Source organism: Pedobacter sp. Leaf176 (assembly GCF_001424305.1).
Taxonomy (GTDB): Bacteria; Bacteroidota; Bacteroidia; order Sphingobacteriales; family Sphingobacteriaceae; genus Pedobacter.
This window is the reverse complement of record NZ_LMPD01000001.1, coordinates 67,381-82,037: the sequence shown is the minus strand read 5'-3', so window position 1 is coordinate 82,037 and position 14,657 is coordinate 67,381. Positions and strand designations below refer to the sequence as shown.

The window sequence follows — 14,657 nt, the reverse complement described above, 5'->3', positions numbered from 1 at the left end:
TAATTATTAAGAATAGAAAAAATGAAAAATATATTTAAAAATATTAATCAAAGGGCAGCAGTTGCTGTTTTGGGTGTTGCTTTAGTTATGTCTTCATGTAAGAAGATTACAGAACTTCAACCAAATAACAGTTTTTCTGAAGAATCTGCTTTTAGTTCACCGGCAAGGGTTGCACTGGCCGTTACTGGTGTTTACAGCGCAGCCCAAATGGGGTCGTATGCAGGTTCTGTTGATAGGGGCTATCCATTCGGGGCGGCAAATACTGAACAACAGGACGTTAGAGGTGAAGATGTTATCGCTGTCCCGTCTTTCTACCTGATAACTTACGAGGGAACATACACAACAACCTCAGCGAATAATCAGGGTATGTGGGAAACGAGTTATGCATTAATTAACAGGGCAAATGTGGTTATCGAAGGCATTAAGAAAGCTGCTGCAAGCGGTATTATTACCCCTGCTCTAGCACTTCAATATGAGGGTGAGGCAAGATTTTTAAGGGCCCTGGCACATCATGAATTGTTAGTTCATTTTGCAAGACCATATAACCATACGGCGGGTGCCACACATTTAGGTGTACCTTACAGAACTGTTGCTGCTAGTTCTCCTGCAGGGGTCGATGTAAATAAAAATCAAGGTAGAAATACTGTGAAGGAATGTTACGATAAGCTCCTGGAAGATTTAAATTTTGCAGAAACCAATTTGCCAGATACCTATGCCGCGGGCTTAAAAGTTTCCAGAGCAACTAAAGGAGCGGCTATTGCCATTAAAACACGAATTTATTTACACATGGGAAGCTGGGCAAATGTAATATCTGAAGGTAACAAGCTTGTTCCGGCTGCTGGGCCATTTGTGAGTCCTGTTGGCGGATATTCATTAACTGCAACTCCATCAGCACCATTTGTTACGGCCTCCAATTTTACGAATAGCGAGTCAATTTTTTCTATAGAGAATTCTACAACACGTAATTCTGGTACGAATGGTTCGATTTCAACAATGTACACCAAAGCTGCAGGAAGAGCGCTGATTGCAATCTCGCCAATCATTTACAACTCGCCTTTCTGGTTGCCAACTGATTTACGGAGAACAACATTGACCACTAATGATGGTCGTGGATATTTTTCTACCAAATATCCTGAATTCTCTACGTTTACAGATGCAAATCCTATTATCAGATACGCTGAAGTTTTATTAAACGTTGCAGAAGCAGAAGCTAGAACGACAGCAGTTAGTGCTAGAGGTTTAGCTTTATTAAATGCGGTGAGGAATAGAGCAGTTACTTCAGCCGCAAGTCAATTTACAGCCGCAAGTTTTGCAACTGGTAACGATTTAATTCAAGCTGTTTTGAACGAGCGACGTATCGAGTTTTTAGCTGAAGGACATAGATGGAGTGATATTCATCGCCTGGCTAATGATGCTACTTTTTCTACAGGGGGTATCCCTGCAAAGGTTTCATGGACTGGAACTACATTTGCTTCATGGAATCCAGCCGTGCCTTTCGCAGGCGTACGTTCTGTTGCGGCAATACCTTATTCAGATTTTAGATTTATCTGGCCGTTGCCACAAACAGAAATTGCTACCAACCCGGTATTGGCAGGACAGCAAAATCCGAATTATTAATTAATTATCTATAGATTCTTTTCGAAAAGAGGTTAATAATAATTTAAAATTACAGGTCATAACCAGAGCCTTTCTGGAAGTTCTAATAAGAATTAAATACTACAAAAACGGCAAATTTCTAAATTGAAATTGCCGTTTTTTTTTAAAAGGTTATTATAATAATCTAATCCTATGGTATGTCAGGGATAAATAATTTACATTAATAACTTCTTTTTTTTTACTTTTAATATAAAATGATGACTATGAAAACAATAAGATTAATTATAGCCTCCGTTTTGTGCCTTTTCATTCAGAAAGCTCATGCACAATATGTGTTTATACCGGACCAGAATGGTAAGCCCTTAACCGATGCCAGGTATGAAAACATTACCGGATCCCCCTATCTATTGGATGAATGGGCTAATGCCGAAGTAAAATTGGCAGACAATAAACTTGTTAAGCCTGCTGAAGTGAGATATGATATGGTTGCTGATAAACTTCTTTTTAAACAAGAAAACAAAGTTTACGAGTTTTCGCCAAAGGTGGCAGCCTTTTCCATAATTACCAAAAATGGTAACAGAACATTTTTATTAAAAGACGATGGCAATAATGAAAGCGGCTACTTTGAATTGCTAAGTAATGGTAAGGTAAAGCTGTTAAAGAAAACCAGGAAAGTAATTTTGGAAGTAAAAGGTTACAATTCAGCGAACGTAGAAAAAATTATCGATGAGAATAAGAAGTATTACGTGCTTTATAATGGCGTAGAAAAAGAAGTTAAACTAAACAAAAATTCATTTTTAAATGCTTTGCCGGATCTGAAAGAGCAAATTAATCAGTACAATGCGAAACTGTCAAAAGAGGATGATTACATTAAACTGACGTCTGCTTTAAACTAAGTTATTTTGAGTTAATCAATGTTTTAATATTGGTGCTGCTTTTTAAAGAATTAACATCATATTGAAGAATACTTGAATTATCAGGCGAACGTTGACCGTTGCCTGATAATTTATATTGAAATAAATATTTACCCTTAGAAAAACTCAATAACTTCCTGCTTCTTGTTTAAGAATTTGGTTATTTCTTATCTACACTATATTTTCCCGGACCAATAAATAGAAGCCCAAAAAACACAATGCCCAACTCGATCGCATGGCTTGCGCCCTGTAGCCCATCTCCTTTTGCAAAATGAACCAGGGCTGCAATTATCATTGTGGAGATCAGCAATATTAATGCGGGTCTGAAAAATAATCCAACAATTAATAAGAACCCTCCGAAAGTTTCGCTTATTGCAGCCATAAAACCCCAAAAAACAGGAAAGAAGTCAATACCAATTACTTTCATGCTTCCGCCCAGGTTCGCCCATCCGGCAGGTCCGCCCGCCAGTTTTGGAAACCCATGGATGATAAACATTGTGCCAATTCCCAATCTTAACAACAGTAAGCCGGTATTACGGTATTTTCCTAAATTATCTAATATTGCCATTCTATAAATATTTAAATTCTACTTTATTGTTTTCAACTTTTAATTCGACCTCTGCGCCAACTACCATCGTCAGGTTATTTTCAATGTGCCCTGTTGGAAAATTAAAGCACACCGGATAATTATACTCTTTTACCAGTTCCCAGATTACTTCATCCGCTGTTTGCCCAAATGGGATTGGTTCTTCCTCAATTTCATTAAATGCACCAATAATTAATCCTTTAAGTTTTGCGAGTTTGCCGGCTCTTTTAAGCATCCTAATCATTCTGTCGATTGAATATTCATGTTCACCAACGTCTTCTAAAAATAAGATTTTATTCTCAAAATCCACTTCAGATAGCGAACCCTGCAGCATACAAAGTAACGTTAAATTTCCACCGACTAAAGTACCGCTGCAATTGCCTGTCCTGTTTTTAAAAGTGCTTTCATATGAATAGGACTGATGCTCGCCAAACAGTGCTTTTTTTAAGGAAAGTAAGGCTTCGGGTGTTGAATCCTCAAACGTGTAGGGCATTTGTGCATGCATAGACTGCACTTTCTGTTGTGCGAATAGGTGAGCCAGTAAAACGGTAATGTCGCTGAAACCAATAATCCATTTTGGATTTTGCCTAAAATTTTCGAAATCAAGTTCGTCTATAATTCTAACCGTACCATAGCCGCCGCGGCCGGCGATTATTGCTTTTATATGCGGATCGTCCAGGAAAGTTTGTATATCCGTAGCCCTTAAAACATCAGATCCTGCAAACTGGTTTTCTTCTGCAAACACGCTTTTGCCAAGGATAACGTCCAGACCCCAATTTTTTAAAACTGAAACGGCATAATCAATGGGCTTGGGAAGTTTTTTCGCAGGACAAACAATCGCGATTTTATCTCCTTTTTTTAAATATGGGGGCTGTATAATCATGGGTAAACAATATCTTTGTCAAATTAAATGAATTGTTTTGGATAATAATAACATAAAAAGATATACAGTTACTGCGGCGCTGCCTTACACCAATGGTCCGGTACATATTGGGCATTTAGCGGGTGTTTATATTCCGGCAGATATTTACGCAAGATACCTTCGTTCGAACAAACTCGATGTAAAGTTTGTTTGTGGTTCTGATGAGAATGGCGTGCCGATTACATTGAAAGCTAAAAGAGAAGGCATTAGCCCACAGGAAGTTGTAGATAAATACCATAAAATTATCGGTGATTCTTTTAGAGAGTTTGGGGTTTCTTTCGATATTTATCATCGTACTTCATCTTCGACACATCATCAAACTGCGGCAGATTTTTTTGAAACCCTTTACAATAAAGGCGTTTTTACCGAAGAAATTACCGAACAATATTATGACGAAAAAGCGAAGCAGTTTCTTGCAGATCGTTACATAACCGGTACCTGCCCCAATTGTGGAAATGAAAATGCCTATGGAGATCAGTGTGAGAATTGCGGTACAACTCTTAATGCGACGGATTTAATCAATCCGAAATCGACTTTGTCTGGTGCTAAACCTATTTTAAAGGAAACGAAAAACTGGTTTTTGCCCTTGGATAAGTATGAAGAAAGGTTAAGGGCATACATCGAAAGTCATAAAGAATGGCGTCCGAATGTATACGGACAATGCCAGAGCTGGTTGAACGCGGGCCTACATCCCCGTGCGATGACACGCGATTTAGACTGGGGTATTCGTGTTCCGCTTCGCGATGCCGAAGGTAAAGTGCTATATGTATGGTTCGATGCGCCAATTGGCTATATTTCGGCCACGAAAGAACTTTGTAACTACGCGAAGCTTGATGTTTGGAATCCCAAAGCAGAAGAATATTACATCAGCAACTACGAAGCAGATAAATGTGGCTGGGAAGAATACTGGAAAGATGAAGACACCAAGCTGGTACACTTCATCGGTAAAGATAACATCGTTTTTCATTGCATTATTTTCCCGGCAATGTTAATGGCGCACGGCGGATATATACTTGCTGATAATGTACCGGCAAATGAATTTTTAAACCTTGAGGGGCAAAAAATTTCGACCTCCAAAAACTGGGCCGTTTGGTTAAATGAATACCTCAGGGAATTTGAGGGTAAACAGGATGTTTTGCGGTATGTGTTAACCGCAACGGCACCGGAAACAAAAGATAACGATTTTACCTGGAAAGATTTTCAGGCAAGGAATAACAATGAACTGGTTGCCATTTTAGGCAATTTTGTAAACCGGGTTATTGTGCTTACCCACAAGTATTTCAACGGTACGGTTCCAACAATAATGGAAATTACCGAACAGGATCAGTCCGTTATCGATGAATTGGCAAGTTATCCTGCAAAAATTTCGGCTTCAATCGAGAATTACCGTTTTAGGGAGGCACTTTCGGAAGTGATGAATGTTGCCCGTCTTGGTAATAAATACTTAGCCGAAACAGAGCCATGGAAATTGATTAAAACCGATGAAGACCGGGTTCGTACCATTTTGCATATCTCTTTACAAATCTGTGCAAACCTTCAGATTTTAATTGAACCGTTTTTGCCCTTCACTGCCGATAAGCTAATGAAAATGCTGAAAAATGGTAAACAAGGTTGGGAAGATGCAGGTTCTATCACATTGATTAAACGCGGTCATGATATTAGCGAAGGTGTTTTGTTATTCGAAAAAATTGAAGATGCTGCTATTGATTTCCAGATTGAAAAATTAAATCAAAGTAAAGCTTCTAATGCAACGAATAACGCTCCGATTCCTGTAAAAGAAAACATTAATTTTGATGATTTTTCAACTATGGATATTCGTGTGGCAACTATAGTCGCGGCAGAAAAAGTGGAAAAAACCAAGAAGTTGCTAAAACTAACTGTGAACACTGGCTTAGATGAACGTACGGTTGTATCAGGTATTGCTGAATATTATAAACCTGAAGACATTGTTGGTAAACAGGTGAGTATGATTGTGAATCTCGCGCCGCGTGAGATTAAAGGAATTTTATCTCAGGGCATGATTTTAATGGCCGAAAATTCAGAAGGAAAACTTGCTTTCGTATCTCCGTCTGATAATTTTGAAGAAGGTAGTGTGATAAGATAATTTGGATTTACGAGTTTTGAATTTAGATTTACGATTTTACTAAGTTTAATTGTGCAATTCTGAGTTTTCAAAAGAATACGAATATATAGCCCTGAACATTCAGGGCTTTTTTGTATTTATCCATCGTCAAACTATCTCAAAGGATAGCACTAGCCTTTGGGATAGTTATAAGATTTGCTGCAAGGCTATTTCTAAATTTACGTCATAAAATTTAGAAACATGAAAAAGATCCTTCATATCATTTCAAGCCCTCGCGGTGCGGCATCGATGAGCATAAAATTAGGCAAAGCCATTATCGACCAGATTCAAGCCACCTATCCGGGTTCAACAGTTACTGAAAGTAATTTAGTCCAAAAGCAATTTCCACATCTTGAAGAGGTGCACCTTGCCGCCTTTTTCACGCCCACAGAGCAAAGAAGCGTTGAAAATTTGGCTGCTGTTCGTCATTCGGACGAAGCCATTTCAGAAATTGAAAATGCAGACATCATCGTAATTGGTGTTCCAATCTACAATTTTAATATCCATTCTACACTTAAAGCATGGTTAGATCATATTGCAAGAGCAGGAATTACCTTCAAATATGGGGAGCATGGGCCTCAAGGATTAATTCAAGGTAAGAAAGTTTATTTAGCTATTGCATCCGGAGGTATTTATTCCGATGGACCCATGATGGCTTATGATTTTGCTACGCCTTATCTAAAATCGGTGCTTGGCTTTCTAGGGATAACAGATGTTTCGGTTTTCAGAGTAGAAGGCGTTTCAATGCCGGTTGTTCAGGATACTGCATTGGAAAAAGGAATCGAAAGTATTTTAATAGATTAAAGCAGTTGTAAACATCTTGAGCAATGGCTAACCGCGATTTATCACGCTGTTTATTTGTTAAGGAAAAGACAAACTAAATCTGTCCGTTTTACACTCAAAACTTTTATTATATTTGCGACCATATAATTACCTGGTCCCGTAGTTCAACGGATAGAATAGAAGTTTCCTAAACTTTAGATATGAGTTCGATTCTCGTCGGGACCACTTCCTTAGATATAAACCAGAACATTGCCGCACAAATCGTTGATTTTCAAGGCTTTGTTTTGGTTTTTATAGCACATTATGACTCATAGTTGTTCATTCTGAATCACTGGTTTTAGTGAGACGAACATTTACTGTTTCTTGTAAAGCACTGTAGGTCAGCAGATTGATTGAAATATCAAAACCAGAATTATTCCGAAATGTTCGGGTGCTGGATTATTTTGTAAGATATTGATTTACAGCTCGTTCGACTGACGAACATCTTGATGACTCACTGGCTCAAATGTACATTTGTTTAATTTTAAATGTATCATTATGAGTTACAATTTTCATCTTTTATTCTATCTGAAAAGACCAAAAAATTTTATCAAGGGCGAGATGATGCCCCTCTATTTACGGATTACCGTGAAAGGAAAACATTCGGAATATTCTGTCGGTAGGGAAATTATTCCCAGCTTCTGGTCCGCGCTTAAAGGAAAAGGCACCGGCCTGCGCGAGGAGATCCGGGAACTTAATGATTATCTGGACACGCTGGCCTCAAAAGTTCGAAGATTTCATACCTCTCTTGTGGAGAAGGAAGATGAGGTGACAGCGGTAGTCTTGAGGGATCATCTTACCGGAAAGAATACGTCTAACCATAGCCTGCTGAGAGTTTATCAGAAGCACAATGACAATATGGAAAAACTGATTGGTAAAGGATACAGTTATATCACGTTTCAAACCTATCAAAGTTCCATCAGACATGTTAAACAATTTCTTCAGCTCAAATATGAGGTTCAGGACATTAACGTCAAAAAGGTAGATTTTAAATTTATCACCGATTATGAGCTATTTCTTAGGATAGATCGAGGAAATAATGCAATGTCTGCCCGGAAATATATTGTTCACCTGAAAAAAATCATGCTGTATTGCCTGGGTGCTGGGTGGATTGTTGGTAATCCATTTTTAAATTATCGCAATACTGCTAAAGCTAAGGCAAGGACTTTTCTAAATATGGAAGAGTTGGATAGGATCAAAAACAGGGAATTTCCACTTGAGCGCTTAAACATCGTTCGTGACATTTTTATTTTTAGTTGCTACACCGGCCTTTCTTATATAGATGTGAAGCAGCTTCGCTTGGATCAGATTACGAGAGGCGATGACGGTAATTTATGGATATTCATTAAACGGCAGAAAACGGAAACGCCCTGTCACATACCCTTGTTGGATGAGGCAAAAGTAATTCTTGACAGATATAAAAATCATAGGATATGCCGATGGAGAAAAGTGGCGTTGCCAGTGCTAACCAACCAGAGGATGAATGGGTACCTGAAAGAGATCGCAGATCTTTGTACCATCACTAAAGTACTCACTTATCATCTGGCTCGTCACACTTTTGCGACGACTATTACGCTTTCAAATGGTGTTCCGATTGAAACGGTATCACAAATGCTTGGGCATAACAGCTTGAAAACAACGCAGCATTATGCGAAGGTTATCGATACTAAAGTTAGTACTGAGATGTCTGCATTACAGGAGAAACTTCTGGAACGGAATAAGGATGAAGAGGATACTAGTGATATGAAAGTTATGAAGCTCTTTAGGTAAATTGCTTTCAATGTAAACGGAAATTGGTTGTAATTTGTCTTGTCAATCTTAATCTAATTGTTTGTTATTTCAATCATTTCTTTTGTATTTGATTGAAGTAGCAATCAGATTAAGACAATTTGAAAATAGGGTGTTACAACTGACCGACATCAATGTCGGTCAGTTCGATCAAGATAATAATAACTAGATCGTTGAGATTTCAGCGCCTATCTATTATAAGAATTTTCAAGTAAGTAAATTACATTAAGGTTCCATTATACCAAGTGCATCCTGGAGTCTCATCTTTATATAAGTTGCATCTGCTCCTCCATAGCCACCCCTTAGATGGGCATAAATCCCTTCTTCGAAGGCATCGGTAAACATAACTTTGGAGATTTCTTCCTTTAGATATTCCAACACGTTATCAGGAGCTGCTTTCAGCTGTTTTTCAAAATCATCGACATTTTCGAGCACATAAATAATGTCCTCAAAATCTTTACTGGTCCTATAATCTCCCTTACCACGTCCTAAGTATGCCTCCCATTTACTTGCAAAAAAATAGGGTAATGAGAAGTATTTAATCACTTGCCCCTCTTCTAAGTTATAATCTACGGCATTTTGAAAACCTTCAGGGTACCATTTATTAGAAAAACCCATTACATTTGTTTCGGTTGGCATTACATCCACGACAATGCCCTTTATTTTATAACGGCAGATGACCCCAGAGGCAACATCATTGGTAAAGCCTAACGACCTTAGCTTTTCGTCAAGGTCTGCATATCCGCCGTAGGTTGCGAGTTCAACGATTACATCTACATCATCAGTAGGCCTGACCTCATCAGCTAGTTCAGGGTCGGTCGCATATAGTGATACGGTCGCGCCTCCTACAAATACAAATTGTTGCTCTAAGTCTTTTAGGATGAGGGAAACGGCTTTCATCCTTACTAAGTTTTCATGCATAATTATTTTCGAATAATTTTTGTAATATCTCCATTGATTTTTCGCACTCCCTTACTTTTCCTATCCTTATGGCATCCACCAGGGCAAGCATATCATAAAGCTTTTTATGTTGCTCCACTGCAAAAATCTGGTTGGGGTATAAAGGGGCGATCGACTGGCCTTTTGCCTTGCCTTTTCTTGATGGCCAGACATAGGTTTCCTCAGAAATGAAATAGTCCTTTAATATATCTGCACTATGGCCTGTTGGTATCCCACGTTCTATAGGGCCAGGCTCAACCGGGAAAACATATCGAAGCCCGTACTGCAAAAAAGATAAAAAAGCAGACTTCATTACCTTTTTTTTATCAGGGCTCAGCAAGCCTGATATACTGGAACGATTCAATGATTCACTTATTTCGGATGGACTTATCTTTAATTCTTCGGAAATTTCCTTACTTAGCCAGCCTTTTTGTTTTTCAATAATCTTCAATAAAATTACGATATCGTGTGGACGCATGCCATTGTGTGCTTTCATACCATTAAATTTTATGAGTCAAATATAAGAAAAATGTTATTGATTCGCAATTCGCGAATTGCGAATTTATGATGATAATCACTAAAAATGGTATACATCGTGTGTTTAATCTAATATATTTCCAATTCGCGAATCGCGAATATTCTTGTTGCTCGAATATGAAAGAATAGGTATTGAACTCCGTATTCCCAAATCGGATATTGGGAACTCAAGCTTCTTTATATTAATAATAGCTCTTTAAAGGTTGATATGGAATCATTTTCTAAAGTTGCAAGGATTGAAATTTCCGTTGAGCTTGGTTGATAGTAGGGTACAGAAGTCTATTTAGGGAATCATTACTAAAAATGACTTGTGGGGTAGTTTTTAGCTGTTCTGACATTGGAAAATTATACGGCGTCAACTGGGTGCATGGTCTTTTTTCTGAAGGAAACTAATATCTTGTATGCTGCAAAGTGTCTGGTTTTAAATTTGCCAGGCAAAAAGAAAATTTGCATCTTGAAAGCAAATTCTAAACCGCCATCAACACATCCACATGACCATTACTATTAAAGATGAAACCTTTGCTGGTAAAATCCTTCAGGAGATCCAGCTTCATTTCCAGTCCAGTACCGTAAGCGTATCAGAGATTATCTCCAGCCGTGTAAGAAAAGAGGTCGAAAACTACAACAATAAACTCCCTGAATATTTTAATGGCCTGGTTGAGCCCACAGATGCTGAAAAGACGCTTAACGGATACAAGCTTAAAAACCGGAAACTCATCGATGCCGAAAAACAGGTTTACGTTGCTTTGGATGCCTTTCAGAAAAACGGCTTTTTTGTACTCATCGATAATCAACAGTCTGAAAGCCTGGAACAGCAGGTCGAGCTCGGTGACAACACGGCCATCAGCTTCATAAAACTAACGCCTTTAGTTGGGGGATAGCGATGAAAATATTTGATAAGATTAAGCAGGCCATAGCTGGTGCAACTGAAAAAGTTTCCAGCAGCCTAACGGATTCCCTATCGTCTGAAAACGCGGATTTCAAAAAGGTTATTGTTTCTACCCGGAAGGAGTGCGTGAAAATGAACGAGCACTTTTATGACGTGAAGCTCAGCGGTATTGATGTTTACCAGAATGAGGTGCAAAACTGGTCAGATGATAAAAAAACAGATTTCCTGCTGTACTGCCTTAGCGAAACAGACACTTACGCAAAACGCAATAGCGATGCCAGCCCGGAAGAATACAAAGATAATATCGTCAGGGATGCTTACCTGACCCAACTTCTGCGGACAAAGATCCATTATCAGGATGAGGGCATCATCAGGATCATTGATGCCTTTTTCACCAAAAAAAGGTTTGGTAAATGGTGTACTTTCAGCCAGTGGCCGATCGCACTTTTTATTAATCAACTCTTAAACCAGTACAAAGCCGTTCAGCCTGTTGACGCGGTAAAAGTTGCACTTGGGAAATTAAAAAAAGCCTATACCAGCAGTGATCAGACAACATTGAAAGAAGTCGTCAAATTAAAAGCTAAACTTGATGAACTGCTTTTCGAGCCCACGGCAACCGAAGCCAAACCAACGCTTTTTCTGGGCCAGGATGCGCTTGCAGCTTATGCCAACCCGATGCTGATGGCCATGGAAAACCCGGAAAAACAAATCTGGTTTGATTTGCTTTCCAAAGCCCAGAAGGCAAGTGGCGCGAAACCGAGCAAAAAATACCTTGATGAATCCCTCGCCTTGGTCAAGACCCTGGGTACGGATAAATTCAAGAAAGTCATCGGCAGCTGGATTGAGTTCATTACTGCCCACAAAGAAACTACCGTGACGCACACCTATGGTACCGGGGCCCAGCGTTATAACTACAGCACGACTGAATTTTTAAGCGGCATTAACCTGGATGCTATCAAGGGGCTGGTCTGGATATGTGCACACTTTCATGATCAGAACACGCTCAACCTCATCGCTAAGCTGGGCGAACGGTGCTTCCGGAAAATTCCGGGCAAAGGCCCGGCAGCGGCAGGCCTGGGCAACGCTTGTTTGTACGCGCTCTATAAATCTAAGGGTCTTGATGGTATTGGGCATCTTTCCAGGCTTAAGCTGCGCATCAAACAATCCAGCACCCAGACCCTCATCGAAAAATACATTGCTGAGGCAGCTGCTTTCCAAAAAGTCTCAACGCATGATATTGAGGATATGGCTGTCGAAGATTTTAAGCTTCTTCGTGGAAAGCGCAGTTACGCTTTTGAAGATTATAACTGTACACTCGAGATTACCGGCATAGGTAAATCAGTGCTTAGCTGGACCAGGCCGGACGGAAGTCCCCAAAAAACTGTCCCTGCTTTCATCAAGGAAAAATACGCGCAGCGGCTTAAAAAAATAAAGGATACACAAAAACAAGTTGATCAAAATACCTCAGCCCAGAGAGACCGGATTGACAGGCTTTTTAGAACAGGCAGGGTATGGAATTACGAAAACTTTGAAAAGTATTTCCTGCAGCATGGTCTGGTCAGCTTTATCGCTGAAAAGATCATCTGGACATTTACCGACCCTGAAAACCCCGGCCATCCGCAAAGCCTCATTCAAATCGGTCAGGAATGGAAGGACTATAATGGTAACCGGGCGACACCCGAAAATACTTGTGTGGTATCGCTTTGGCATCCTGCTTTAGCCAGCACTCAGGAAACTACTCAGTGGCGGGCTTTTCTCAGCGGACAGAAAATTCAGCAGCCTCTAAAACAGGCCTACAGGGAAGTTTACCTGCTCACAGATGCCGAAATCAACACCCGCACCTATAGCAATCGCATGGCCTCGCACATTTTAAAACAGCATCAGTTCAATATGCTGGCCAAGACACGCGGATGGAAATATTCGCTGCTTGGCGCTTATGATGATGGCCGTGACAACGAGTCTGCAAGGGTTCATCTTCCCGAATATAACCTTCGTGCAGAGTATTGGGTAAATGAGGTCGCAGCAGATGACGCCTTTAACGATACGGGTATCTGGAACTATATCTCCACCGACCAGGTCCGGTTCATCGATACCTCAAATGACCAGGTGAAAAACCTGATTGATATCCCTGTTCTTCCCCTTTCAGAGGTGCTCAGGGATGTGGATTTATTTGTCGGTGTCGCGAGTGTGGGTAACGATCCCACCTGGCAAGACTCTGGCGGCCTTCCGGCTTATCGCGATTATTGGACGACTTTCTCTTTTGGGGATTTATCAGAGGTGGCTAAAAACAGGAAAGAAATCATTACGAATTTATTGCCGCGTCTCAAGATCAGCAAGGTTGCCCAGATTAAAGATAAGTTCCTGGTGGTACAGGGTACCTTGCGCACCTATAAGATCCATTTGGGAAGCACCAACATCCTGATGGAACCCAATGACCAATACCTCTGTATCGTGCCTGACCGAAGCCAAAAAAGCCATACCGAAAATCTTTTTATACCATTTGAAGGTGATGCAGGTTTATCGGTAATCCTCTCCAAAGCATTTTTGCTCGCCCAGGATGATAAGATCACCGATACCACTATTACCTCTCAGATCAACAGAAGTTAATGCAGCGGTACCAACAGCAGATCCTGGTGCCACAGGTACTCAAAAAAGGACAGGAAAAGATCGGCAATGCCAAAGTGCTCATCATTGGTGCAGGTGGCCTGGGCGTGCCCCTTGCAACTTACCTGGCCTCGGCCGGTGTTGGTCATATCGGCATAGTGGATCAGGACACTATTTCCATCACCAACCTGCACCGCCAGTTTTTTTATACTGTAGCAGACCTGAACAAAAACAAGGTAGACATTTTAAAAGAAAGGCTTCAGCAGATTAATCCTGAAATACAGATTACCGCCTATTGCGAAAAGCTGGATGAAAACAATGCAATGGCATTGATTGAAAACTACGGAATCTTATGCGACTGCACAGATAATACTGAAACAAGGATCTTGATCGGGGAAATTAGCGCGGCGATGAATAAGCCCTTGGTATATGCCGCAGTGCTGGAATGGACGGCCTATCTGACGGTGTTGAATCATAAACAAGGGATCAAGCTCGAAGATATCTTCTCCAGTCAGGCCCTGCGTGAAAATGAGCTCAATACCTGTAACAATTCCGGCATCATCAATACCACCTGCGGAACAGCTGCAACTATGCAAGCTTCAGAAGTTTTAAAAATAATCCTTGACCTTGAGAGCAATCTGGATGGCCGGCTACTCTGCATGGATACACTGAACAATATCTTTAAATCCTTCAAGATACAAAAGTCCTGCTAGGCCTAACCTAAAGATTGCCGGTGATATAATTATCAGTAAAAGTTGAGACCACGCCGTTGGATAATATTATACTCATTTGCGTAATTATTGAGTATAATACTATTCATTTAATTTTTTGGTGTTGACTTTCTAAGGAGAAAACCAGATTTTATTAACCATTATTGACGGATTGGATGTTCCATAAGAATTATCATTGATGACGGCGCATCTAAAGTTTGTATTAAA

Annotated in this window: 12 protein-coding genes and 1 tRNA gene; 9 read left to right on the top strand and 4 right to left on the bottom strand. The window is 40.0% G+C overall.

Annotation, left to right across the window (positions count from 1 at the left end; all coding sequences use genetic code 11):
• Positions 1-21 precede the first annotated feature (21 nt).
• Together ASF92_RS00370 and ASF92_RS00365 are read left to right on the top strand one after the other, a co-directional pair.
• Complete coding sequence (locus tag ASF92_RS00370; protein ID WP_082489410.1) at positions 22-1,617, top strand: RagB/SusD family nutrient uptake outer membrane protein; 1,596 nt, start codon at positions 22-24, stop codon at positions 1,615-1,617.
• Between the two features lie 242 nt (positions 1,618-1,859).
• Positions 1,860-2,492: a hypothetical protein gene (locus tag ASF92_RS00365; protein WP_056086183.1), complete on the top strand. Its 633-nt coding sequence runs from the start codon at positions 1,860-1,862 to the stop codon at positions 2,490-2,492.
• A gap of 178 nt (positions 2,493-2,670) precedes the next feature.
• On the opposite strand, the gene ASF92_RS00360 is transcribed toward ASF92_RS00365, so the two are convergent.
• Positions 2,671-3,078, bottom strand: a complete 408-nt coding sequence (locus ASF92_RS00360; RefSeq protein WP_056086180.1) for a DoxX family protein — start codon at positions 3,076-3,078, stop codon at positions 2,671-2,673.
• A 1-nt stretch (position 3,079) separates the two neighbouring features.
• A complete protein-coding gene (locus tag ASF92_RS00355; protein WP_056086177.1) occupies positions 3,080-3,979 on the bottom strand; it encodes an LD-carboxypeptidase in 900 nt (299 codons plus the stop codon).
• 37 nt (positions 3,980-4,016) lie between these two features.
• On the opposite strand from ASF92_RS00355, the gene metG reads away from it, so the two are divergent.
• The 4 genes from metG (at position 4,017) to ASF92_RS00335 (ending at position 8,732) form a co-directional block, all read left to right on the top strand.
• Entirely contained in the window at positions 4,017-6,122 is a 2,106-nt protein-coding gene (metG, locus tag ASF92_RS00350) for a methionine--tRNA ligase (RefSeq protein WP_056086175.1), read from the top strand.
• A 219-nt stretch (positions 6,123-6,341) separates the two neighbouring features.
• Positions 6,342-6,944 (top strand): FMN-dependent NADH-azoreductase, encoded by a 603-nt coding sequence (locus tag ASF92_RS00345; RefSeq protein ID WP_056086172.1) that lies wholly within the window; start codon positions 6,342-6,344, stop codon positions 6,942-6,944.
• Positions 6,945-7,076: 132 nt separating this feature from the next.
• Positions 7,077-7,148 (top strand) — tRNA-Arg (locus tag ASF92_RS00340).
• A 312-nt stretch (positions 7,149-7,460) separates the two neighbouring features.
• Positions 7,461-8,732: a site-specific integrase gene (locus tag ASF92_RS00335; RefSeq protein WP_082489409.1), complete on the top strand. Its 1,272-nt coding sequence runs from the start codon at positions 7,461-7,463 to the stop codon at positions 8,730-8,732.
• A 243-nt stretch (positions 8,733-8,975) separates the two neighbouring features.
• On the opposite strand, the gene ASF92_RS00330 is transcribed toward ASF92_RS00335, so the two are convergent.
• Positions 8,976-9,671, bottom strand: coding sequence for a nucleotidyl transferase AbiEii/AbiGii toxin family protein (locus ASF92_RS00330; RefSeq protein WP_056086169.1), 696 nt, complete (start codon positions 9,669-9,671; stop codon positions 8,976-8,978).
• The gene (locus ASF92_RS00325; RefSeq protein WP_056086165.1) at positions 9,664-10,185 is read right to left on the bottom strand and encodes a hypothetical protein; all 522 of its coding nucleotides are present in this window, start codon (positions 10,183-10,185) and stop codon (positions 9,664-9,666) included. Before ASF92_RS00325 ends, ASF92_RS00330 begins: the two co-directional genes overlap by 8 nt.
• Positions 10,186-10,717: 532 nt before the next feature.
• Between ASF92_RS00325 and ASF92_RS00320 the strand changes: the two genes are divergently transcribed.
• The 3 genes from ASF92_RS00320 to ASF92_RS00310 are packed head-to-tail and all read left to right on the top strand — an operon-like array spanning position 10,718 to position 14,432.
• Positions 10,718-11,107 carry a hypothetical protein gene (locus ASF92_RS00320; protein ID WP_056086162.1) on the top strand — a complete coding sequence of 130 codons (390 nt, stop codon included), beginning with the start codon at positions 10,718-10,720 and terminating at the stop codon, positions 11,105-11,107.
• Between the two features lie 2 nt (positions 11,108-11,109).
• Positions 11,110-13,722 carry a DUF4132 domain-containing protein gene (locus tag ASF92_RS00315; RefSeq protein ID WP_056086158.1) on the top strand — a complete coding sequence of 871 codons (2,613 nt, stop codon included), beginning with the start codon at positions 11,110-11,112 and terminating at the stop codon, positions 13,720-13,722.
• A complete protein-coding gene (locus ASF92_RS00310) occupies positions 13,722-14,432 on the top strand; it encodes a HesA/MoeB/ThiF family protein (protein ID WP_056086155.1) in 711 nt (236 codons plus the stop codon). The genes ASF92_RS00315 and ASF92_RS00310 overlap by 1 nt, the downstream gene beginning before the upstream one ends.
• Positions 14,433-14,657 lie beyond the last annotated feature (225 nt).